Genomic DNA, 21,870 nt, shown 5'->3' on the forward strand with positions numbered 1-21,870 from the left:
ATCCTGGAGCTGAAGAACACCGTCAACACGATGGTGGACCAGCTGTCGTCGTTCGCCGACGAGGTGACGCGGGTCGCCCGCGAGGTGGGTACGGAGGGCAAGCTGGGCGGTCAGGCCCAGGTCAAGGGCGTCTCCGGCACGTGGCGGGACCTCACCGAGAACGTCAACCAGCTCGCCTCGACCCTCACCACCCAGCTGCGCGCCATCGCGCAGGTCTCCACCTCGGTGACCCGGGGCGACCTGACCCAGCGGATCGCGGTCAAGGCGCAGGGCGAGGTCGCCGAGCTGAAGGACAACATCAACCAGATGATCGTCACCCTCCGGGAGACGACCAAGAAGAACGCCGAGCAGGGCTGGCTCGACTCGAACCTGGCCCGGATCGGCGGCCTCCTCCAGGGGCAGCGCGACCTGGGCGAGGTCTGCCGCATGATCATGATGGAGGTGACCCCGCTGGTCGACGCGCAGCTCGGCGCGTTCTTCCTGGCGGACACGTCCGAGGGCGTGATGCGGCTGCGGTTGACCGCCTCCTACGGCTACGTCGCCCGGGGGCACGAGGTCACCTTCGGCCCCGGCGAGGGGCTGGTCGGCCAGGCCGCCCTGTCCCGCCGCACGATCCGCATGGGCGGGGCGCCGGACGGCAAGCTGATGCTCCGCTCCGGGCTCGCCGAGACCCCGCCGGCCGACCTGGTCGTACTGCCCGTGCTCTTCGAGGGCGAGCTGCTCGGGGTCATCGAGTTCGCCAGCGTCGCGGCCTTCTCCGAGCTGCACCTGTCGTTCCTGGAGCGGCTCGTGCTCACCACCGGAGTCGCCGTCAACACCATCCAGGCCAACCGGCGTACGGAGGAACTGCTCGCGCAGTCGCAGCGGCTCGCCCACGAGATGCAGGAGCAGTCGGCGGAACTCCAGCGCACCAACGCCGAGCTGGAGGACAAGGCGCAACTGCTCTCGGAGCAGAAGGGCAACATCGAGACGAAGAACCGGGAGATCGAGCTGGCCCGGCTCGGCCTGGAGGAGAAGGCCCAGCAGCTCACGCGGGCGTCGGCGTACAAGTCGGAGTTCCTGGCCAACATGAGCCACGAGCTGCGTACGCCGCTGAACTCGCTGCTGCTGCTGGCCCGGCTGCTGGCCGAGAACTCGGAGCAGAACCTCACGCCGAAGCAGATCGAGTTCGCCCGGACGATCCACGGTGCCGGTTCCGACCTGCTGTCGCTGATCGACGACATCCTGGACCTGTCCAAGATCGAGGCGGGGCGGATGGACGTCGAGCCCACCGCCGTCCGGTTCGACGAGATCCGCGGGTACGTGGAGCAGGCGTTCGCGCCGCAGGCCGAGGAGAAGGGCCTGGACTTCCAGGTACGGATCAGCAAGGACCTGCCGGAAGCGCTGGTCACCGACGCCCAGCGACTCCAGCAGATCCTGCGCAACCTGCTTTCCAACGCGGTCAAGTTCACCGACAACGGGGCGGTGACGCTGCGGATCGCGCCGGCGCCCGACAGCACCGTCTTCGACGTGCCGGCCCTGACCAACGCGCGGCAGGTCATCGCGTTCACCGTGGTCGACACCGGCATCGGCATCTCCGACGACAAGCTGTCGCTGATCTTCGAGGCGTTCCAGCAGGCCGACGGCACCACCAGCCGTCGCTACGGCGGTACGGGGCTGGGGCTGTCGATCAGCCGGGACCTGGCCCGGCTGCTGGGCGGCAGCATCGTGGTGGCGTCGGCGCCCGGCCAGGGCTCGACGTTCACCCTCTTCGTGCCGGACGTGCTCGCCCCGGACGCGGTGGTCGCGCCGCTGCCGCCGTCACCGGCGCGGGCCGGACTGCCGTCCTCGCTGCTCATGCCCCCGCCGGAGCTGTCCGAGCCGGCCTCCACGCCGGCCACCCGGCGGCTGGAGGGCGCCACCGTGCTGATCGTCGACGACGACGTCCGGAACGTCTTCGCGCTGACCAGCGCGTTGGAACTGCACGGCCTGACCGTGTTGTACTCGGACAACGGGGCGGACGGCGTCCGCCTGCTGGCCGAGCATCCGGAGGTGGACATCGTCCTAATGGATGCGATGATGCCCGATCAGGACGGGTACGAGACGACCCGACAGATCAGGCGCAACCACCGGTTCGCCGACCTGCCGATCGTCTTCCTGACCGCCAAGGCCATGCCCGGCGACCGCGAGTCGGCGCTGGCGGCCGGGGGAAGTGACTACATCACCAAGCCCGTCGACCTGGACGAGTTGATCGAACTCATGTCGTCCTGGATCAGCGGCAGCCGAACCGAGGAGAGTTCGTGACCCAGATGGCAAAGGCGCTGCTGGTGGACGACCGCCGGGAGAACCTGATGGCACTGGAGGCGATTCTCCAGGGCCTGCCGGTCCAGTCCGTCGCCGTCGAGAGCGGCGAGGCGGCCCTGAAGCAGCTGCTGGTCGACGACTTCGCGGTGATCCTGCTGGACGCCCAGATGCCGGACATGGACGGCTTCGAGACGGCCAGCCACATCAAGCGGCGCGAGCGTACGCGGCACGTGCCGATCATCTTCCTCACCGCCGCCGACCGGGACGCCCAGCTCGCACTGCGCGGTTACGCGGTCGGCGCGGTCGACTACCTGACCAAGCCGTTCGACCCGTGGGTGCTGCGGGCCAAGGTGTCGGTCTTCGTCGAGCTGTGGGTGAAGACCCGGCAGCTCGCGGCCCAGTCGGATCTGGTGCGGGACCGGGACGCGCAGCTGCGGGTGCTGACCGACGCGGTCGACGAGGCCACGGCGATGCTGCGTCTGGACGATCAGGATTCCCGCGACCGCGCGGTGCAGGTCCTGGAACAGGCCCGCTGGGGCAACACCCCCTGACCCACCACCAGCGCCCCAACCGACGGGCCCTGACCCACAGGCCCAGGCCCTCCGCCCGCCTCCGGCGATACCGGGACCGGACCCGGTCCCGGCCTCGCCCGGAGGCTGAGGGCCCTCACCCCGGACCGGACCCGGCTCCCGGCCTTGCCCGTGGGCCGGGGCCTCCGGCCCTCACCCCGGACCGGATCCCGCTCCCGCCCGTTGATCATGAGGTTGGCCGGGGGGAATGGTCGGATTGTCCGGGCCAACGTCATGATCGACGCCGGGCGGGTGGGGCGTGGGGGCGACGCCGGGCGGGGGTGACGGCGGGCGCAGCGAGATCCTGGTAGCTGGCGGCCCCTGGAGGGGCCGTTTCCTGCCAAGATCGCCTGCCCGTCACGGGGAGTCGACGCGTGGCTGGGCGGGGAGTCAGCCCGTGGTCTGGTCGTTGCGGATCATCAGGGCGCTGCGCAGGCCGGTGATGTCCAGGACGCGGAGCAGGAAGTCGCCGACGTTGGTCAGGATCAGCAGGCTCTGCGCGTGGCTGGCCTTGCGGCTGAGTACGACGAGGGTGCCCAGGCCCTGTGAGTCGCAGAAGGTGACCCCGCCGAGATCGAGCACGATGCGCGGTGGCGGATCGGCGAGGACCTCGTTGACGACGGTCGACAGTTGGGCGGCCGTGAGCATGTCGATCTCACCGGCCAGGCGAAGCACAGCTTCGTCGCCCGTCCGGTGTAGCGTGATGGACAGTTCGGCACGATCCACCGGGTCAGCCTAGCGCGATCCGGACCACCCGGCCCGTCGAGCGGTGGCGACCGAGCCGGCCGGGTGCGACGACCACCCTCCCGAACACGGAAGCGCCTCCGGGCCAGGGCGACGGCAGCCCGCCCCGCAGGGCAGGGCCCGAACCGTCCCTGCCGCACGGCCGGGGACGGCCACACTCCGCGCTGCCGAGGCCGGCCACAGTCCGCGTGGCCGGAGACGGGCACGGTCCGCGCGGCCGGGAGCGGGCATGCTCCGCACGGCCAGGAGTGGACACGCCCCGCACCCCAGGGGAGCGGACACGCTCCGCACGGCAGGCAACTCCGCACGGCAGGCAACGGGTACGCCCCCGTGAGGCCGGAACCGGACGTGCTCCGCGAGGTCGGGCACAGGGACGTCCCGGAGGGCGGGGGCGACGCCGCGGGGTCGGCGATGAGGGCCGGCCCGGGTGAGCCTGGTAACCCCGGTGCGGGGTGCCTGCCGATTCGCCGCCCGACGCTGACACAATGGCGGCATCGTGACCGATATGTTTCCCGCCGGATCCGGCCGCTACCCGGCCGACGCACCGGCCTCCGAGGCCCTGTTCGACCGCGCCAAGGCCATCGTGCCCGGCGGGGTGAACTCCCCCGTGCGCGCGTTCCGTGCCGTCGGCGGCACGCCGCGCTTCATGGTCCGGGGGGAGGGGCCCTGGCTCTACGACGCCGACGACCGGCGCTACGTGGACCTGGTCTCCTCCTGGGGCCCGCTGATCCTCGGCCACGCGCACCCGGAGGTCGTGGACGCGATCAGGTCGGCCGCGACCCGGGGCACCAGCTTCGGCACCCCCACCCCGGGCGAGGTCGAGCTGGCCGCCGAGATCGTCGACCGTACCCCGGTCGAGCAGGTCCGGCTGGTCAACTCCGGCACCGAGGCCACCATGTCGGCGATCCGGCTGGCGCGCGGCTTCACCGGCCGCCCCCGGATCGTGAAGTTCTCCGGCTGCTACCACGGGCACTCCGACGGCCTGTTGGCTGCCGCCGGCTCGGGGGTGGCGACCCTCGGCCTGCCCGATTCGCCGGGGGTGACCGGCGCGGCGGCGGGGGACACGATCGTGCTGCCGTACAACGATGTCGCCGCCGTGGAGCAGGCGTTGGCCGCCGAGGGCCAGCACATCGCCGCGATCATCACCGAGGCCGCCGCCGGCAACATGGGCGTGGTCGCCCCGCGTGACGGCTTCAACTCCCAGCTCGCCCGGATCGCGCACGCGCACGGCGCGCTGCTCATCGTCGACGAGGTGATGACCGGGTTCCGGGTCTCCCGCGCCGGTTGGCACGGCCTCGACCCCTCCGACGCCGACCTGTGGACGTACGGCAAGGTCATGGGGGGTGGCCTGCCGGCCGCGGCGTTCGGCGGGCGCGCGGAGATCATGGAGCGACTGGCCCCCGCCGGCCCGGTCTACCAGGCCGGCACCCTCTCCGGTAACCCGCTGGCCTGCGCCGCCGGCCTGGCCACGCTGCGGCTGGCCGACGACGCGCTCTACCGCAAGCTGGACGACACGGCCGCCGTCGTGGGCAGGCTCGCCGCCGACGCGCTCGCCGCCGCCGGGGTCCCGCACCGGCTGTCGTACGCGGGAAACATGTTCTCGGTCTTCTTCACCGACGCCGACGTGGTCGACTACGACAGCGCCCGCACCCAGCAGGTGCCGGCGTTCAAGGCGTTCTTCCACGCGATGCTCGCCGGCGGCGTCTACCTGCCGCCGAGCGCCTTCGAGGCGTGGTTCGTGTCTGCGGCGCTGGACGACGCCGCTCTGGAGCAGATCGCCGCCGCGCTGCCGGTGGCGGCCAACGCGGCGGCAGCGGCGGGTCACGGGGGGTAGCGGTGAGCGCGAGGAGTGAGCCGGGTCTGCGAGCCCCGCAGTCGCGAACGAAGGGGGCGCAGCGGTGAGCGCGAAAAGCGAGCCGGGTCTGCGAGCCCCGCAGTCGCGAACGAAGGGGGCGCATCGGTGAGCAAGACGGTGGTCCACGTGCTGCGGCACGGCGAGGTGCACAACCCCGACGGCATCCTCTACGGCCGGCTGCCGGGCTTCCGGCTCTCCGAGCTGGGCGTGCAGATGGCCAAGGCCGCCGCGCAGGGGCTGGCCGAGCGGGAGGTCGTGCACGTGGTGGCCAGCCCGTTGGAGCGCGCCCAGCAGACGGCCGAGCCGATCGCCGGGCAGTTCGGGCTGCCGGTCGGCGTGGACGAGCGGCTCATCGAAAGCGCCAACTGGTTCGAGGGCAAGAAGGTCTCGCCCGGCGACGGCTCGTTCCGCGACCCGCGCAACTGGTGGGTGCTGCGGGACCCGGTCACCCCGTCCTGGGGCGAGGCGTACCGCGCCATCGCGGAGCGGATGTTCGGCGCCCTGCACGCCGCCCGCGTGGCCGCCGAGGGGCGCGAGGCCGTGCTGGTCTCCCACCAGCTGCCGATCTGGACGCTGCGCCGCTACGTCGAGCGCAAGCGGCTCTGGCACGACCCGCGCAAGCGTCAGTGCGGGCTGGCCAGCCTCACCTCCTTCCACTTCGACGGCGCCAAGGTGGTCGGCATCGGCTACTCCGAGCCGGCCGCCCACCTGATCGCGATGTCGCCGACCGCCAGGACGGCCAAGGGGGCCTGATGAACGCCCGGAGGTGGACCGCGGGTCTGCTCGCCGCCGTCGCGACGGTGGCGCTGGCCGGCTGCTCGTCGCGCGACGGCGAGAAGGCGTGCGACAACTCCGGCGGCATCATCGAGTGCGCCCCCGACCAGCGTTCGGCCGCTCCGAAGCTCGCCGGTGAGCTGCTCACCGGCGGCAGCCACGACGTGGCGAAGGACCGCGGCCAGGTCGTGGTGGTCAACTTCTGGGGCTCTTGGTGCGCGCCGTGCCGGGCGGAGGCGGACGACCTGGAGAACACGTACCAGGCCACGAAGGGCTCCGGGGTGACCTTCCTGGGCATCAACATCCAGGACCAGCGGGACAAGGCGCGGGCCTTCGAGGAGAGCTTCAAGGTCAGCTACCCGAGTCTCTTCGACCCGCCGAGCCGGCTGGCGCTCGCCCTGGACATCCCGCCGAACACCATCCCGGCCACCGTGGTGCTGGACCGGGACGGCCGGATCGCCGTCGTGATCCGGGCGGCGGTGAAGCAGGAGGGCCTCCAGCCCATCGTCGAGCGGATCGCCGCCGAGCAGCCGGCCCCCAACGGTTCCCGCTGATGGGCGAGACGTTCTCCGAGCTCGCCCAGTCGGGCCCGCTGCTGCTCGCCATCGGCGCGGCGGCGCTCGCCGGGCTGGTCAGCTTCCTCTCCCCGTGCGTGCTCCCGCTGGTGCCGGGCTACCTGTCGTACGTCACCGGCCTCGCCGGCGCGGACCTCGAAACCCGGCGTCCCCGGGCGCGGAAGGGCCAGCCGGCGACGGACGGGTCCCCGCCCGGCGCCGACAGCGCCGCGAGCGGGGAGAACGGCGGGGTGGCGGTGCGGGAACGCACCGAGGCGCCGAAGGTCGCGGTCAAGGGCCGGGTGCTCGCCGGCACGCTGCTGTTCATCGCCGGCTTCACCGTCGTCTTCACCGCCACCGCGATCCTCTTCGCCGGCGTCGGCCGGGTCTTCTTCGAGTACGAGCGGACGCTGGAGATCGTCATCGGCGCGCTGATCGTCGTGCTCGGGCTGAGCTACGTGGGGCTGGTCCCCGGGTTGCAGCGGGAGTTCCGTTTCCAGCGGCTGCCCGCCGCAGGGCTGCTCGGGGCGCCGGTCTTCGGGGCGGTCTTCGCGCTCAGCTGGGTGCCCTGCGTCGGCCCGACCCTCGGCGCGGTGATCGGCATGGCCGCCGTCGGCGGGCAGACCGACCGGGCCGCGGTGCTCGCCGTGGCGTACTGCCTCGGGTTGGGGATTCCGTTCGTCGTCTTCGGGCTGGGCTTCGAGCGCCTGCTGGGCGTGTTCCGCGCGGTCCGGCGCAACAGCCGCTGGGTCACCCGGGTGGGCGGGACGCTGCTGATCCTGATCGGCCTCGCGCTGGTCACCGGCGGCTGGACGAACTTCGTGATCTGGTTGCAGACCACCGTCGGGGTGGGCGAGGTGAGCATCTGATGACCGCCGTCGACGAGCGGCCCGCGCCGCCGGCCGAGGCTCCCCGGCGCCGGCCCAACCGCATGCTGGCCCTGCTGCGCAACTCGTGGCGGCAGCTCACCAGCATGCGTACGGCCCTGGTGCTGCTCTTCCTGCTCGCGGTGGCCGCCATCCCCGGCTCGGTGCTGCCGCAGCGCGGGGTCAACCCGGAGGACGTGCGGGACTACTTCACCGCGCACCCCGACCTGGCTCCGGTGCTGGACCGGATCGGGGCCTTCGAGGCGTTCGGCTCGGTCTGGTTCTCCGCGATCTACCTGCTGCTCTTCACCTCGCTGATCGGCTGCATCACGCCCCGGCTGCGCGACCACGTACGGGCGCTGCGGTCGAAGCCGCCGGCCGCGCCGAAGCGGCTGGACCGGCTGCCGCAGCACGCCGTCCTGCCCGCGCCCGAGGGGGGCGCGGCGGCGATCGCGGCGGCGTTGCGCCGGCGGCGCTGGCGGGTGGTGGTGCGCGGCGACGAGGTCTCCGCCGAGAAGGGCTACCTCAAGGAGACCGGCAACCTGCTCTTCCACAGCTCGTTGGTGCTCGTGCTGGTCGGCGTCGCGCTCGGCTCCTGGTACGGCTGGAGCGGCAACAAGCTGCTGGTGGCCGGTGCGGACAACGCGTTCTGCAACACCCGCCAGCAGTACGCCGAGAGCAAGCTCGGCCCCCGCGTCGACAGCGCCGACCTGCCCGGCTTCTGCATCCAACTCGACGACTTCCACGCCCGGTTCCTGGAGTCCGGCCAGCCGGAGTTCTTCGACGCCGAGGTGACCGTCGACGAGGCAGACGGGGAGCGGCGGCGGGCCAACTTCTCGGTCAACTCCCCGCTGCGCCTCGACGGCGCGAACGTCTACCTGTTGGGCCACGGCTACGCCCCGGTGATCCGCTACACCGACCGGTTCGGCAAGAGCCAGACCAGCAACTTCCCGTTCCTGACCACGGGCGACGTGGGGCTGACCAGCGAGGGTCTGGCGGCCTTCCCGGACATCAACGTCGACCCCGCGACGGGTGAGCGGGGCGAGAACCTCCAGATGGCCTTCTCCGGCCTCTACCTGCCGACCGCACCGGCCGCCGCGCCGTTCGCCCGCTCCGAGTACCCCACCGAGCGGAACCCCGCGCTGAACCTCGTCGCCTACCGGGGCAACCTGGGCATGGACGCCGGTATCCCCGGCTCGGTCTACGAGTTGGACCAGCGGCAGGTGCGGGCCGGCAAGGTCAAGGAGGTCGGCACGAAGCTGCTCCGCAAGGGCGAGACCTGGAAGTTGGACGACAGCACCACTGTCGAGTTCCTGGGCACCGTGCCGTACATCACCCTGTCGGTCCGGTACGACCCCGGCTCGACGCTGCTGCTGGTCAGCTCCGCTGTCCTGCTGGTCGGGCTGATGGGCTCGCTGTTCGGGCGGCGCCGCCGGGTCTTCTTCCGGGTGCTGCCGGCCGGTGCCGCCGACCCCACGAGTGGATCTCCGACGAGCGGTAGTAGTTTGGTCGAGGCCGGTGGCCTGCCGCGCACCGACCATCCCGGGTTCGCCGACGAGTTCGCGCAGCTCGTGGCCGCCATCGGCGGCGACGGGCGGTCGGACGAGGAGGCCGGTGTCGACCGCGACGGCGGCGACCGGGCCGGAGCGCGAGAAGGAGCCGAGTGATGTCCGCACTCTCCGACCAGTTGGTGTCGTTCGCGATCCTGGCGTACCTGATCGCGATGATCAGCCACGCCGTCGAGTACGCGCTCGGCAACGCCCGCGCCCGGGTGGCCGCGGCGCCCGCCCGCGAGCTGGTCGGCGCCGGCGTCGGCGCGGCCGGGGGCGGCACCCCGGACGCACCCGTCGCGAGCGGGGCGTCGGCGGCCGAGCGCACCGCCCGGCGCGCCCGGCTGGCGGGGCTGACCGCCGTCGCGGCCACCGCGCTCGGGGCGCTGCTGCACCTGGGGGCGCTGGTCACGCGCGGTCTCGCCGCCGACCGGATGCCCTGGGGCAACATGTACGAGTTCGTGCTCACGGGCACCTGGATCGGTGTCGCCGGCTGGCTGGTCGTGCTCTGGAAGCGGCCGCAGCTGCGCCGCCTCGGGCTGTTCCTGTCGCTGGTGATGGTGCTGCTGGTGGCGACCGCCGAGCTGGTGCTCTACACCCCGATCGTGCCGCTGGTGCCGGCGCTCAACTCGTACTGGTTCGTCATCCACGTCTCGACGATCGTCTTCGCCTCCGGCATCTTCCTGCTGGGCGCGGTGCCGGCGGTGGCGTTCCTGATGCGCGCCGGCTACGAGCAGGGCCGGCGGAGCTTCCCGTACACGCTGGCGAAGCGGCTGCCGGCGGCGGCGGCGCTGGAGCGGCTGACCTTCGTGCTGCACGCCTTCGCGTTCCCGGTCTTCACCTTCGCGGTGATCGCCGGGGCGATCTGGGCCGAGGCGGCCTGGGGGCGGCCGTGGGGCTGGGACCCGAAGGAGACCTGGTCGTTCATCTCCTGGGTGATCTACGCCGGCTACCTGCACGCCCGGGCCACCCCGAGCGTGAGGCGGAACGTGGCGACCTGGCTGGCCATCGCCGGCTTCCTCACCATGCTGATGAACCTGTTCGGCGTGAACATCTTCTTCGAGGGACTGCACTCCTACGGCGGCCTGGACTGATCACCTCCGGGCGACCCGGGCCGCGCGTGGGCCCGTCGCTGTCCCGCTGATCAGGGAACGGCCCACGCCGGGCGGGTGACGGCCGCGTCGACGCGTACGGTGGGCGGCCTCGCCGGGCCACCCACCGCAGGTCACCGGTCAGGCCGCGTCGTCCAACTGCCGCCGGACGAGCCGTTCGGTGGCGGTGGCCCCCGTCGGCTGCAACCCGGCGCCGGCGTTCTGCGCCTGGACGTCGATGGTCACCGCGATCCGGTCCGTACCGGCGATGATCATTTCGAATACCTTGGCGAACCGTACCTCCATCTCCTTGCCGTGGTCGTCGGTGATGACCAGCCGGCCGCCCTGCGGCGCCTCGTGCAACTGCCGCATCCGCAGGCCGGTGATGTCCTTGTAGCGGAAGTCGAAGGCGTCGGCGTTCGACACGATGCACTTGACGAAGTCCCACTCGCAGGAGAAGACCGAGATGCGGGTCTGTCCGAGGAGCAGGATGACGAACTTGTACCGCGAGAACCGCCGGATGCCGTCCTTTCCCACCGCCTGTTCGGTGGGCGAGGCGGGGCCGATGACGAGTTGCGGCTCGCAGATCAGGTCGTCCAGTTCCCGGTCGAGGTGCCGGAGCGCGTGGTCGAGAACCCCGAACTTGTCGAAGTGCAGCCACATGTCCATCTGCTCGTCGCTCGGCTTCGGCTCGGCCGCCGCCATGTCGCGCTCGTACTTCGACGTGAGCGCGGTGTACTGGCTGAACCCCTTGACCAGCAGGACGATGCCGCCCGTACCCGCGAGCACCGCGAGGCAGAGGTAACCGGACTCCGACAACGACGCGATCACGAGGATCAGCGCGACGGCCAACGCGATCCCGCCGGCGACCATCATGGCCTGCGGGCCACCGGTCGCGGGCGGCACGGGGGTGCGGACGAAGTACTTGCGTACGTTCGGTTTGCGTTCCTCGATGCCGGCCTGCGCCACGGCGACGGTGGCCTTCCACAGCCGGTTCTCGCGGTTGCCGAGGAAGGGGGCGATCTCGGCCGCGTGCACCGGGTCGATGTCGCCGGCTCCGGCCTCGAGGTCGGCGACGGACGGGCCCGGGTCGTGGCGGTCGGCGTAGTGGTCGCGCTTGACGGCGGCCCAGAGCGCGCGGACGTGCGCCGCGGCGGGATCGACCTGGAGTGCCCGGCCCAGATGCTCCTCCACGCGCGCCATCACCTGCTGCGCCTCGCGACCCATCCGGCTGGGCCGTCGGCCGCCGAGGATCGCGAGAGCCAGGTAGTAGTGCGGGTCGGAGCCGCGGGCACCCTTGGCGATCGCCTCCGTGAAGTACTCGGCCGCCCTCTTGTACAGCCGTTCGGCGACGGCCCGCCGTCCGTAGCTCATCAGCTCCTCCGGGCCGTCGGAGGGGTTGATGTGCACAGCGTCGGCGTTGATCTGGGCGCCGAAGACGCGCTGGTGCCGCTGGTCGAAGGTGGTCATCAGGATGCCCCGCCCAACGTGTTCCAGATGGTCGCCATCGCCCCGCCGATCGCCGCGAGCGGTGCCGCCGCCTGCAACGCCTCGATGGCCGTCCGCAGCCGTTGCGCGGCGTCCGGGCGGTCGTCGCGGGTCAGGCTCCGGGTGGCGCCGCGCAGGTCGCCGGCGATGGACCGGCCGGCCTGCGGGTCGAGGGCGCCCGTGGTGGCGGCCTGCTCCACCGCCCTCAGGACGGCCTCCAGGCGACGGACGAGCTCCGCCTGGCCGACGGTGTCGGGGAGGCGTTCGAATGTGCTGTTCCGCAGGTCGATGCTCTCGGCGTTGAACTGGTCCTGGTGCACGTGCTGGTGGTCCTGATGAAAGGTGGCCATCGCCAACCGTCACCCCCATCTTTTCTCGATGGAAACAGTTTCGGATGGTGGTGACGGAACCATTGGAATTGTCTGCGGGCAATGTCGGAAGTTGTACGTCCCCGGGTGGGTCCGGCGCGGCCCGACTGAATGTCCGGCAATTCCGCATGGACGGTGCTGGCCGCGTCGGCGCGCGGTGTGTTAGCGGGTGACCGAAAGGCCTATGACGGGCTCGGGCGTCCCGGGAGAGGCGCCTGTCGGCGGGTGGTCCGGGCCGGTCCGCGGGGCCGCGCGGCGCGCGCCGTTCGGGCTTCGACCGTTCGGGCGACGGTGACCGGGGGTCTTGACGGCGGGCGGCCGTGCTGCTGCCGGCCCCCGCCGGACGCCCGTCCACCGCCGCTCCCGGGCACCGTTGCCCCCGGGCGCGGGCGACGGTGCGGTGGTCAGCCGCCGAACCAGCCGGGCACGTCGAGGCGGAACGGGTTGGCCGGGGTGACCGCGCGCAGGTCGTCCTCCAGGGCGGCGACCCGGTCGGGGCCGAGGGTGGCAGCGAAGGGCGAGGAAGGCCGGCCACGGTACGCCCGTGCCGGCCTTCCTCGTCGATCCCGTCTCGGTCCAGGGCGGGCCCGGGGATCCGGTCAGCCGAGGGTGACCGGGGCGGCGTCGTTGGTCGGATCGTCGTCCGGGCGCGGGTAGTTGTGGAATATCCGCACCTCGCCGGGGGCGCCCGTCGGCCCGTCGATCCGCAGGTCGAACGGAACCGTGAAGCTCTGCCCGGCGGGGAACACGGTTCCGTGCCAACAGACCCAGGCCGTCGGAGCGCTGCCCTCGTCGTCCTGCGTCGGCCCGCAGCCGGGCGGGGTGGCCAGCACGGTCACTCCGGCCGGTGGGGTGAAGATCATCGCGCTGGTGCTGCCGCCGGAGACGGTGTTGTCCGGCACGCCCGGACCGTCGTTGCGGATCCCCACGTTCACCCGGACGGTGTCACCGACGGCGCCGGTGACGGTGGCGCCCACGGCGACGACATCGAAGGAGCCGTGGATGGCGCGCAGGTAGGTGCCGCCGCCGGCGCCTGCGGCGCTGATCGGGTCCATCGGCTCGCCCACCGGCCGCAGCCGGAGCGCGCGCTCGGCCTCCCGTCGGGTGAGCCGCACGCCGCCGGGCAGCGGCCCCGCGGTGGCCAGCGGCTCCACGTACTGGCTGATGCGCTTGTCGCCGAGGGCGGCCGGACCGACCGTCGTGGTGAAACCGTGCCGCAGCTCGTGCCGGACCCCGGGCGCGTACGTGCCCCGCACGGTGCAGACCACCACCGTGGCGAGCACGGCGTCGGTGCCGTACCGGCAGTTCCGGTAGCTGGCGGGTTGCAGGCCCACCGGAAAGCGGAGAGTCAGACGGAGGTCCTCGGCCGGCTGGTCACCGGCATTGACCACGGCCACGGGCACGTCGCGGACATCGCCGACCTCGACGCCCGAGACGTACTCGTCGACCAGGTCGATCAGCTCGGAACCGGACCGCACGGCGACGGTCGCCTGGTGGGTGTCCGGCTCCAGCCCGTCGGCCCGCACCGTGTAGGCCAGCGTGCCGGTCGCACCGCCGACGGCGCCGGGCGCGGCGCGGAACACCAGCGGCACCGTGCCGTTGACGGTGCCGTACTCGTCCGGGGTCGTCCCCGGCGGCATCGGGCAGGTCACCGAGGTGCCCTCGGCGACACACCAGTCGGGCAAGGTGACCGTGGCGACGCCCGCCAGACCGGACAGGTCGACGCTGACCCGGGGGGCGGTCGCGCCGGTGCTGCTCAGTTCCAGCGGCGCCACCCGGCCGGGCGCACCGGCCGCGCCGATGGTGAGGTCGTTGAACCAACCGCTGACCCAGCCGGGGTCGGTCTCCGCGGCGGCCGGGCCGGCCACCACGCCGGTGCCCGCCGTGACCACGGCCAGCACGGTCAGGGCGCGCAGGATCCTGCTGCGCGGGACACGCACAGATCTCATCGATCTCCTTCGTGGGTGAGGCCGGTCCGGAAGGCCGCGGCGGGGTATCACGACCGGTCCGATCGACGGACCTGATCCTAGTGATCGCCGGCCGCCCGGTCCGGCCCGTTGGAGCGACAATGTTCGATGGCGCGGACCTCCGCCGGCCGAAGCGGCCGGGCCGTTCCCGCGCCGCCGCACCGGTGGATCGCCGGTGTCACACCACCCGGCGTGGTCGCCGCCCAGGTCGGTGCGGGAGACTGGCAGGCATGGCGGCTCGTGGCTTCCCGTACACCGATCTCAAGGACTTCCTCGCGGCGCTGGAGCGCGCGGGCGAGTTGCGGCGGGTGAGCGCCCCGGTCGATCCCACCCTGGAGATCAGCGAGGTCGTCACCCGGACGGTCCGCGCGGGCGGCCCGGCGCTGCTCTTCGAGCGGCCCACCCGGGGCGAGATGCCGGTGGCGATCAACCTCTTCGGCACCGAGAAGCGGATGGCGATGGCGCTCGGCGTCGAGTCGCTGGACGAGATCGGCGAGCGGATCGGCAACATGCTCAAGCCGGAGCTGCCGATGGGCCTCTCCGGGATGATGGACGGCCTCGGCAAGGTCAGACAGCTCACGTCGATGCCGCCGAAGAAGGTCAGGACCGCCCTCTGCCAGCAGGTGGTCTACCGGGGCGACGACGTCGACCTGGACCGGCTGCCGGGGTTGCAGGTCTGGCCGGGTGACGGCGGGATCTTCCACAACTTCGGGCTGACCCACACGAAGCACCCGGAGACCGGCAAGCGCAACCTCGGGCTGTACCGGTTGCAGCAGCACTCGCGGAACAGCATCGGCATGCACTGGCAGATCCACAAGAACTCCACGGCGCACCACGCGGTCGCCGAGCGGCTCGGGCAGCGGTTGCCGGTGGCGATCGCCATCGGTACCGACCCCGCCGTCGCCTACTCGGCCAGCGCGCCACTTCCCGCCGACATCGACGAGTACCTGTTCGCCGGGTACCTGCGCGGGGAGCGGGTCGAGATGGTGGACTGCCTGACGGTCCCGCTACAGGTGCCGGCGCACGCACAGATCGTCCTGGAGGGCTACATCGAGCCGGGTGAGCGGCTCCCGGAGGGCCCGTTCGGCGACCACACCGGCTTCTACACGCCGGTGGAGCCCTTCCCGGTGATGCACATCGAGTGCATGACCACGCAGCGCGACCCGGTCTACCACTCGATCGTCACGTCGCAGCCCCCGCAGGAGGACCACGGCCTCGGCAAGGCCACCGAGCGGATCTTCGCGCCGCTGCTGCGCTTCCTGATCCCGGACATCGTCGACTACGACCTGCCCGCCGCCGGGGTCTTCCACAACTGCGCGATCGTGTCGATCCGTAAGCGCTACCCGAAGCACGCCCAGAAGGTGATGAACGCGATCTGGGGCGCGCACATGATGTCGCTGACCAAGCTGATCGTGATCGTCGACGAGGACTGCGACGTGCACGACTACAACGAGGTCGCCTTCCGCGCTTTCGGCAACGTCGACTACGCCCGGGACCTGCTGCTCACCGAGGGGCCGGTGGACCACCTGGACCACGCCTCCTACCAGCAGTTCTGGGGCGGCAAGGCGGGCGTCGACGCGACCCGCAAGCTGCCCGAGGAGGGCTACACCCGGGGCTGGCCGGAGGAGATGCGGATGGCCCCCGAGGTCGTCTCCCTGGTCGACAAGCGCTGGAAGGAGTACGGCATCTGATGGCGACCGCCGTCGAGCCGGTGGAGCGACCGGGCCGGGTGAAGTCCTTCCTCAAGCTGGTGGCGATCGAGCACTCCGTGTTCGCGCTGCCGTTCGCGTACCTGTCGGCGCTCACCGCCATGCTGGTCGACGGGGGGCGGGTCCGGTGGCTGGACCTGCTGCTGATCACCGTGGCGATGGTCGGCGCGCGGACGTTCGCGATGGCCGCGAACCGGATCCTGGACCGCCGGATCGACGCGGCGAACCCGCGTACCGCCGGCCGGGAACTGGTCACCGGGGCGGTCAGCGTGCGGACGGCCTGGACCGGTGCGGCGGTGGCGCTCGTGGTCTTCCTCGCCGCCGCCGCCCTGCTCAACCCGCTCTGCCTGGTGCTCGCGCCGCTCGCCGTGGTGCCGCTGGTCGTCTACCCGTACGGCAAGCGGTTCACCAACTGGCCGCACGCGATCCTGGCCGTCGCCCAGGCCGTCGGCCCGGTCGGCGCCTGGCTGGGTGTCACCGGCACCCTCGACGGGTCCTGGCCGGCGTGGCTGCTCGGCGTGGCCGTCGGCCTCTGGATCGGCGGGTTCGACCTGATCTACGCCTGCCAGGACGCCGAGGTGGACCGGCAGATCGGCGTGCACAGCGTGCCGGCCCGCTACGGGCTGCGGTTCGCGCTGCACGCCTCCACCGTGGCGCACGTGGTGACGTTCGCGCTGTTCCTCTGGTTCGGGGCGCTGGTCGGCTTCGGCTGGCTCTGGTGGATCGGGCTGGGGCTGACCGCCCTCGCCTTCGGCTACCAGCACCTGGTGGTCAGCCCGACCGACCTGAGCAAGGTCAACCGGGCCTTCTTCACCGCCAACGGCTTCGTCGGCATCGCGCTGTTCGTCTTCGCCCTGCTCGACCTGGTCGTCCGCCTCGGCCTACGCGCCTGACCGTCGCCGCCGGCCCTGCTGTGCCGGTCGCACCGGTGCCACTCGCTGCGCGGGTCCCACGGGCGCCGGCCGTCGGCGGGTACGCCACCATCGCGGCCGGGCCCGCAGCCCGGCCGGGCCGTCAGGAAGGGGTCCCTCCACCGGCGGAAGCGTCGACGAGACGCCCTCCCCGGCCGCCGTAGCGGGTGCTCTCCAGGGTCCAGTCGACGGTGGCCCGGACGGCGTTCGCCACCCCGTCGAGCTGGTCGGCGACCGCCCGGTCCAGCGCCGGGCCGAACGACGGCACCGCGGCGCGCAGCTCGACGAAGCGCCGCATCGACGCCCGCCAGCGTTCGGCCGTCAGGCCGACCGCGGTCTCCACCGGCACCCGCTGCTCGGCCGCCGTCGCGAGCACCAGGTTGTGCCCGCCCGAGGTGGCCTCGTCGCGTTCCAGCGAGGCGAGGTCGTTGTACCAGGAGAGCAGGTCGTTGCCGGTGTCGGCGATCTCCCGCAGCAGCGGGTGGTGGTGGACCGGGTCGGGCAGCGGGCGGCCGGTGACGAACTCGACCAGCGGATACGACACGTACGCGGCGGAGGTGGCGCGCCGCAGCGCGACGTACTCGGCGACGCCGGGACGGCGGCCGGTCGCCTTGTTCACCGCCTCCCGCCACGTGCCGTCGAGATGGTGGGCGACGGCCTCGGCGAAGCGCAGCCGCCAGCGGGCCGGCATCCGCCGGCGTGGCTCCCGCCACCCGTGCACCAGCAGCCGCCTCAGCGGCCCGGTCAGGCCGGCGTGCCGCAGGCGGGGACCGGCGTGCAGCAGGGTCAGCGCGGCGGCGCGCAGCGCCCGGATCTGGTCGGCGCCGAGCCAGCCCGGCCGGTCGCACGCGTCGTCGACCAGGAAGAACCAGGTGAACAGCGCCGTCAACGCCCGCAGGTCGGGCTCGGCGGCGCCGGGGTAGAGCCGGCCGGCGTACCGGGCGACGCCGGCGTGTGCCAGCCGTTGCGGCGCCGCGTCGTCAGCCGCCAGGCCGAGGCCCGGCAGCAGGTCGTCGACCAGCCACTCCTGCACCCGGTCGGCGTGCGGCGAGAGCCGGGGCGGGATGGGGCACTCGGACCGTAGCGACCGCAGGACCTCGCCGGTCATCACCGATTCCTCCCGGGTGCGATCCCGCTACGCGTGGGAATCGCCACCGGCAGCATGTCAGGCCCTCGGGATGGGCGCGCTCCCCACCCGACATCGCGCCCGTCGGGGACAACCGACACCCGAGCGGGACATCACGGACGCTCCGGGCGGGGGTGCCCGCCGTCGGGAGGGGGCGACCAGGCAGGCTGGAGGGCATGCGCGAACCATGGGTGGTCGGAGTCTCCGGGGCGTCCGGCACGCCGTACGCGGCGGCCGTCGTGCGGGCGCTGCTCGACGCCGGCGAGGCGGTGGACCTGATCGTCTCCCGGGCCGCCCGGCTGACCGTCCTCGACGAGACCGGGCGCCCGTTCCGGGACGCACACTGGGCCGAGGACCTCGCCGCCTGGCTGGGCCGCGACCTCGCGGGAGCCGACGTCCGGCACTGGCCCGCCGGCGACCTGGCCGCCGGCCCGAGCAGCGGCTCCTACCGGGTACGCGGGATGGCGGTGGTCCCGGCGAGCACGGCGGCCTGCGCCGGCATCGCGATCGGGCTCTCCAAGGACCTGTTGCAGCGGGCCGCCGAGGTCAACCTCAAGGAGCGCCGGCCGGTGGTGGTGGTGCCCCGGGAGACGCCGGTGACCCGCAGCCACCTGGAGCACCTGATCTCGCTGCACGACGCCGGAGCGGTGGTGCTGCCGGCCAGCCCCGGCTTCTACGGCGCGGGGGCGGCGGCCTCCGCCCCGCAGCTCGTCGACTTCGTGGCCGGCAAGGTGCTGGACGCCCTCGGCGTACCGCACACGCTGTTCCGTCGTTGGTCGGGTGAGCTGGGCGCGGCGCGGGAGTGACCCGGGCCCGGCTCACCGGGACGCGGACCGGAGCTTGCGTCCGGCCCGCGCGACGATCCGCACCATTCAGTACATGCCGGCGTTGGCCGGGCCCGGCCCGGTCGAGGCGGCCGGCCCCGCGTTACGCGGCTTGCCGACGTCTTCCGCCTCGTCCAACATGCCCTCCCCCTCAAGCAGGGCCCGCACCTCGGATTCCCGAAACCGGCGATGCCCGCCTGGAGTCCGGATGCTGCCTATCCGGCCCGCCGCTGCCCATCGCGTCACAGTCTTCGGGTCAACCCGAAACAGCGCGGCAACTTCACCCGGTGTCAGCAGGCGATCTCCAGTGTCCACAGCCCCCTCCTCGCGTCGACGAAGCCCCCGGCTGAACACACTGCCCCCGGCCGGTGCGAGCCCAGAGCCGTCATGAGGGACGTATGGCAATTACAGCACCAGCGACCTGGCCTGTCCGCCAAACGCGAAAAACGCACTGAGTGGGAAGTTAGGAAATATTACCTGCGTGCGGCTCCCTTGACTGCGAGTTTGCAAACGACTACACCCTGTCATGTCCAACGCGCGCCGGATGCCCGACGTTACGCCCGGACCGCTAGGGTCACAGTCCGTGGACGCCATCGACCTGAGCCTCGTGGAGCTGCTCCGCGGCAACGCCCGCCTGTCCTACGCCGAGCTGGCCCGGCAGGTCGGCCTCTCCGCGCCCGCCGTGCACGAGCGGGTCGGCAAGCTGGAGTCCAGCGGCGTGATCCGGGCATACCGGGCGGAGGTGGACCCCGAGGCGATCGGCTTCGCCGTCACCGCGCTCATCGGGATCGTCGAGGACTCCGGCGGCGACACCGACGACGTGCTGGAGGCGTTCCGGCAGATGCCCGAGATCGAATCCTGCTACTTCATGGCCGGCGTCGAGTCGTTCATGCTCAAGGCCCGCGTGGGCACCATCGCCGAGCTGGAGCGGCTCATCGTGCGGCTGAACCGGACCCCGGGGGTCGCCTCCACCCGGACCGGCATCGCCCTCTCCACGAAGTGGGAGAACCGGCCACAGGCCCCGGTGCCGCCCGCCACCTGACCCGCCGCCCTCGGGGCCTCGACCGCCCCGACAGCCGCGTCCCGCCACCTTCGGCTCTCGGCCGACGGGCGGCCCGCGTCCGGCCGGCCCTGGCGCACCGTCGCCGGGCGGCGATAGCGTGCGCCGATGACGAAGCCAGCCCTCGGGACGGCGGTGGTCACCGGCGCGGCCGGCGGCCTCGGCCGCGCCATCGCCGCCGCGCTGCACGCCGACGGCTGGCCGGTGCTCCTCACCGACCACGACGACCAGGCGGTGGCCCGTGCCGCCGGCCCGCTGAGCGGCTGGTCGCGCCGGCTGGACGTACGCGACGAGGACGCCTGCGCCGTCGTCGCCGCCGAGGCCGCGGGCCGGGGCGGGCTCGGCCTCTGGGTGAACAACGCCGGGATCCTCGTCACCGGCCCCTCGTGGGAGCACGACGCGCCGACCCGCCGCCGGGTGATGGAGGTCAACGCCCTCGGCGCGATGAACGGCACCCTCGCCGCGCTGGCCGTCATGCGGGAACAGGGGCACGGGCACGTGGTCAACGTCGTGTCGCTGGCCGGCCTGGTGGCCGCGCCGGGCGAGACCGTCTACGCGGCCAGCAAGCACGCCCTCGTCGCGTTCAGCATCGGCACCCTCGCCGACCTGCGGCTGGCCGGGCACCGGGGCGTACACGTGTCGTGCCTGTGCCCGGACGGGATCTGGACGCCGATGCTGCACGACCGGCTCGACGACCCGGGCGCCGCGGCCTCCTTCACCGGGACGCTGCTCACCCCCGAGCGGGTGGCCCGGCGGGCCGCGCGGCTGGCCCGGCGGCCCCGCCCGGTGGTCAGCGTCCCCCGCTGGCGCGGCGCGCAGGTCCGGCTCCTCGACGCGCTGCCCGGCGCCGCCGTGCGGCTCGCCCCGCTGATCCTCGCGGCCGGCAGGGCCGGTCAGCGCCGCCAGCGTCGCCGGACCGGAGCCAATTGGCGGTGAGCCGGCTTGCTAGGTTTCGAGAGTGACTCACATCGACCGGTGCGACGAGGCCAGCCGGCGCTGGGTGACCGAGGCGATCGCCGCCGTCGAGGCGGACGCCAACCGCTCCGCCGACACCCACCTGCTGCCGTTCCCACTGCCCCGGTCATGGGGGATCGACCTCTACCTCAAGGACGAGTCGGTGCACCCGACCGGCTCGTTGAAGCACCGGCTGGCCCGCTCGCTCTTCCTCTACGGGCTGTGCAACGGCTGGATCGGCCCGGAGACCACGATCGTGGAGGCGTCCTCCGGCTCGACGGCGGTCTCCGAGGCGTACTTCGCGCGGATGCTGGGGCTGCCGTTCATCGCGGTGATGCCCGCCTCCACCTCGCCGGAGAAGATCGCCCAGATCGAGTTCCAGGGCGGCCGCTGCCACCTCGTCGACGACCCGGCCAAGGTGGTCGTGGAGGCCCGCTGGCTGGCGGAGGACTCCGGCGGGCACTTCATGGACCAGTTCACCTACGCCGAGCGGGCCACCGACTGGCGGGGCAACAACAACATCGCCGAGTCGATCTACGCGCAGCTCGCCCTGGAACGGCACCCGGTGCCGGCGTGGGTCGTGGTGGGCGCCGGCACGGGCGGCACCAGCGCCACCATCGGCCGGTACGCCCGCTACCAGCGACTGCCCACCAAGTTGTGCGTGGTCGACCCGGAGAACTCCGCGTTCTACCCCGCCTGGCAGGCCGCCGACTGGTCGGTGCGCACCGGGCGGGGCTCCCGCATCGAGGGCATCGGCCGACCGACCGTCGAGGCGTCGTTCGTGCCGTCGGTGGTGGACCGGATGGTCCAGGTGCCCGACGCCGCCTCGCTGGCCGCCATGCGCGCCGGCTCGGCGGTGCTCGGCCGCCGGGTGGGCGGCTCGACCGGCACCAACCTGTGGGGCGCCTTCGGGCTGATCGCGGAACTGCTCGCCGAGGGCCGCACCGGCTCGGTGGTCACCCTGATCTGCGACGCCGGCGACCGCTACGCCGACACCTACTACTCCGACGACTGGCTGGCCGCCCAGGGACTCGACCCGACCCCGCACCTGGCGACCGTCGAGCGCTTCCTCACCACCGGCGCCTGGCCGGCCTGAGCTGTCCGGGTGGCCTGAGCCGCGTGGCCGGCCCGGGCCGCGAGGGTGGCTGAGCCGCGTGGCCGGCCCGGGGTGCCCTGG

General features: G+C 72.6%; 20 protein-coding genes. 14 read left to right on the forward strand and 6 right to left on the reverse strand.

Annotated elements, in window-relative coordinates:
• Together ACFHW0_RS16120 and ACFHW0_RS16125 are read left to right on the forward strand one after the other, a co-directional pair.
• Positions 1-2,283 (forward strand): ATP-binding protein (locus tag ACFHW0_RS16120; protein WP_416608460.1); only part of this gene is annotated, 2,283 nt, incomplete at its 5' end.
• On the forward strand, positions 2,280-2,834 hold the full coding sequence (locus ACFHW0_RS16125) for a response regulator (RefSeq protein ID WP_416608462.1): 555 nt from the start codon (positions 2,280-2,282) through the stop codon (positions 2,832-2,834). The genes ACFHW0_RS16120 and ACFHW0_RS16125, both read left to right, overlap by 4 nt.
• A 408-nt stretch (positions 2,835-3,242) precedes the next feature.
• Here the strand turns inward: ACFHW0_RS16125 and ACFHW0_RS16130 are convergent, their stop codons facing one another.
• On the reverse strand, positions 3,243-3,578 hold the full coding sequence (locus tag ACFHW0_RS16130; protein ID WP_121397135.1) for an STAS domain-containing protein: 336 nt from the start codon (positions 3,576-3,578) through the stop codon (positions 3,243-3,245).
• Positions 3,579-4,092: 514 nt separating this feature from the next.
• Here ACFHW0_RS16130 and hemL point away from each other — a divergent pair.
• From hemL to ccsB, 6 genes are all read left to right on the forward strand, one after another.
• Complete coding sequence (hemL, locus tag ACFHW0_RS16135) at positions 4,093-5,430, forward strand: glutamate-1-semialdehyde 2,1-aminomutase (RefSeq protein WP_416608465.1); 1,338 nt, start codon at positions 4,093-4,095, stop codon at positions 5,428-5,430.
• A 126-nt stretch (positions 5,431-5,556) separates the two neighbouring features.
• The gene (locus ACFHW0_RS16140) at positions 5,557-6,204 is read left to right on the forward strand and encodes a histidine phosphatase family protein (RefSeq protein ID WP_416608466.1); all 648 of its coding nucleotides are present in this window, start codon (positions 5,557-5,559) and stop codon (positions 6,202-6,204) included.
• Complete coding sequence (locus ACFHW0_RS16145; RefSeq protein ID WP_416608468.1) at positions 6,204-6,779, forward strand: TlpA family protein disulfide reductase; 576 nt, start codon at positions 6,204-6,206, stop codon at positions 6,777-6,779. The genes ACFHW0_RS16140 and ACFHW0_RS16145 overlap by 1 nt, the downstream gene beginning before the upstream one ends.
• A complete protein-coding gene (locus ACFHW0_RS16150; protein WP_416608469.1) occupies positions 6,779-7,648 on the forward strand; it encodes a cytochrome c biogenesis CcdA family protein in 870 nt (289 codons plus the stop codon). The genes ACFHW0_RS16145 and ACFHW0_RS16150 overlap by 1 nt, the downstream gene beginning before the upstream one ends.
• Positions 7,648-9,312, forward strand: a complete 1,665-nt coding sequence (resB, locus tag ACFHW0_RS16155) for a cytochrome c biogenesis protein ResB (protein WP_416608471.1) — start codon at positions 7,648-7,650, stop codon at positions 9,310-9,312. The genes ACFHW0_RS16150 and resB overlap by 1 nt, the downstream gene beginning before the upstream one ends.
• Positions 9,312-10,289: a c-type cytochrome biogenesis protein CcsB gene (gene ccsB, locus ACFHW0_RS16160; RefSeq protein ID WP_416608473.1), complete on the forward strand. Its 978-nt coding sequence runs from the start codon at positions 9,312-9,314 to the stop codon at positions 10,287-10,289. The genes resB and ccsB overlap by 1 nt, the downstream gene beginning before the upstream one ends.
• Before the next feature lie 138 nt (positions 10,290-10,427).
• On the opposite strand, the gene ACFHW0_RS16165 is transcribed toward ccsB, so the two are convergent.
• The 3 genes from ACFHW0_RS16165 to ACFHW0_RS16175 form a co-directional block, all read right to left on the reverse strand.
• A complete protein-coding gene (locus ACFHW0_RS16165; protein WP_416608475.1) occupies positions 10,428-11,756 on the reverse strand; it encodes a hypothetical protein in 1,329 nt (442 codons plus the stop codon).
• Positions 11,756-12,124 carry a hypothetical protein gene (locus ACFHW0_RS16170; RefSeq protein WP_416608477.1) on the reverse strand — a complete coding sequence of 123 codons (369 nt, stop codon included), beginning with the start codon at positions 12,122-12,124 and terminating at the stop codon, positions 11,756-11,758. Before ACFHW0_RS16170 ends, ACFHW0_RS16165 begins: the two co-directional genes overlap by 1 nt.
• A 617-nt stretch (positions 12,125-12,741) precedes the next feature.
• Positions 12,742-14,091 (reverse strand): hypothetical protein, encoded by a 1,350-nt coding sequence (locus ACFHW0_RS16175; RefSeq protein WP_416608479.1) that lies wholly within the window; start codon positions 14,089-14,091, stop codon positions 12,742-12,744.
• Positions 14,092-14,339: 248 nt separating this feature from the next.
• On the opposite strand from ACFHW0_RS16175, the gene ACFHW0_RS16180 reads away from it, so the two are divergent.
• Entirely contained in the window at positions 14,340-15,800 is a 1,461-nt protein-coding gene (locus ACFHW0_RS16180) for a menaquinone biosynthesis decarboxylase (protein ID WP_416608480.1), read from the forward strand.
• Positions 15,800-16,711 carry a menaquinone biosynthesis prenyltransferase MqnP gene (gene mqnP / locus ACFHW0_RS16185; protein ID WP_416608482.1) on the forward strand — a complete coding sequence of 304 codons (912 nt, stop codon included), beginning with the start codon at positions 15,800-15,802 and terminating at the stop codon, positions 16,709-16,711. Before ACFHW0_RS16180 ends, mqnP begins: the two co-directional genes overlap by 1 nt.
• A gap of 121 nt (positions 16,712-16,832) precedes the next feature.
• Here mqnP and ACFHW0_RS16190 read toward each other — a convergent pair whose 3' ends face one another.
• The gene (locus ACFHW0_RS16190) at positions 16,833-17,837 is read right to left on the reverse strand and encodes a terpene synthase family protein (RefSeq protein WP_416608483.1); all 1,005 of its coding nucleotides are present in this window, start codon (positions 17,835-17,837) and stop codon (positions 16,833-16,835) included.
• Positions 17,838-18,031: 194 nt separating this feature from the next.
• Here ACFHW0_RS16190 and ACFHW0_RS16195 point away from each other — a divergent pair, with 194 nt between their 5' ends.
• On the forward strand, positions 18,032-18,661 hold the full coding sequence (locus ACFHW0_RS16195; RefSeq protein WP_416608485.1) for a UbiX family flavin prenyltransferase: 630 nt from the start codon (positions 18,032-18,034) through the stop codon (positions 18,659-18,661).
• Between the two features lie 66 nt (positions 18,662-18,727).
• Here ACFHW0_RS16195 and ACFHW0_RS16200 read toward each other — a convergent pair whose 3' ends face one another.
• On the reverse strand, positions 18,728-18,994 hold the full coding sequence (locus ACFHW0_RS16200; protein WP_089002465.1) for a BldC family transcriptional regulator: 267 nt from the start codon (positions 18,992-18,994) through the stop codon (positions 18,728-18,730).
• Between the two features lie 268 nt (positions 18,995-19,262).
• Between ACFHW0_RS16200 and ACFHW0_RS16205 the strand changes: the two genes are divergently transcribed.
• The 3 genes from ACFHW0_RS16205 to ACFHW0_RS16215 all read left to right on the forward strand — a co-directional run bounded on the left by ACFHW0_RS16205 (position 19,263) and on the right by ACFHW0_RS16215 (position 21,789).
• On the forward strand, positions 19,263-19,721 hold the full coding sequence (locus tag ACFHW0_RS16205) for an Lrp/AsnC family transcriptional regulator (protein ID WP_416608487.1): 459 nt from the start codon (positions 19,263-19,265) through the stop codon (positions 19,719-19,721).
• A gap of 126 nt (positions 19,722-19,847) precedes the next feature.
• Positions 19,848-20,675, forward strand: coding sequence for an SDR family NAD(P)-dependent oxidoreductase (locus tag ACFHW0_RS16210; protein WP_416608489.1), 828 nt, complete (start codon positions 19,848-19,850; stop codon positions 20,673-20,675).
• Between the two features lie 22 nt (positions 20,676-20,697).
• Positions 20,698-21,789 (forward strand): PLP-dependent cysteine synthase family protein, encoded by a 1,092-nt coding sequence (locus ACFHW0_RS16215; RefSeq protein WP_416608491.1) that lies wholly within the window; start codon positions 20,698-20,700, stop codon positions 21,787-21,789.
• The last annotated feature ends 81 nt before the right edge of the window (positions 21,790-21,870 follow it).

It is taken from the genome of Micromonospora sp. LOL_025, assembly GCF_048060285.1.
Taxonomy (GTDB): domain Bacteria; phylum Actinomycetota; class Actinomycetes; order Mycobacteriales; family Micromonosporaceae; genus Micromonospora.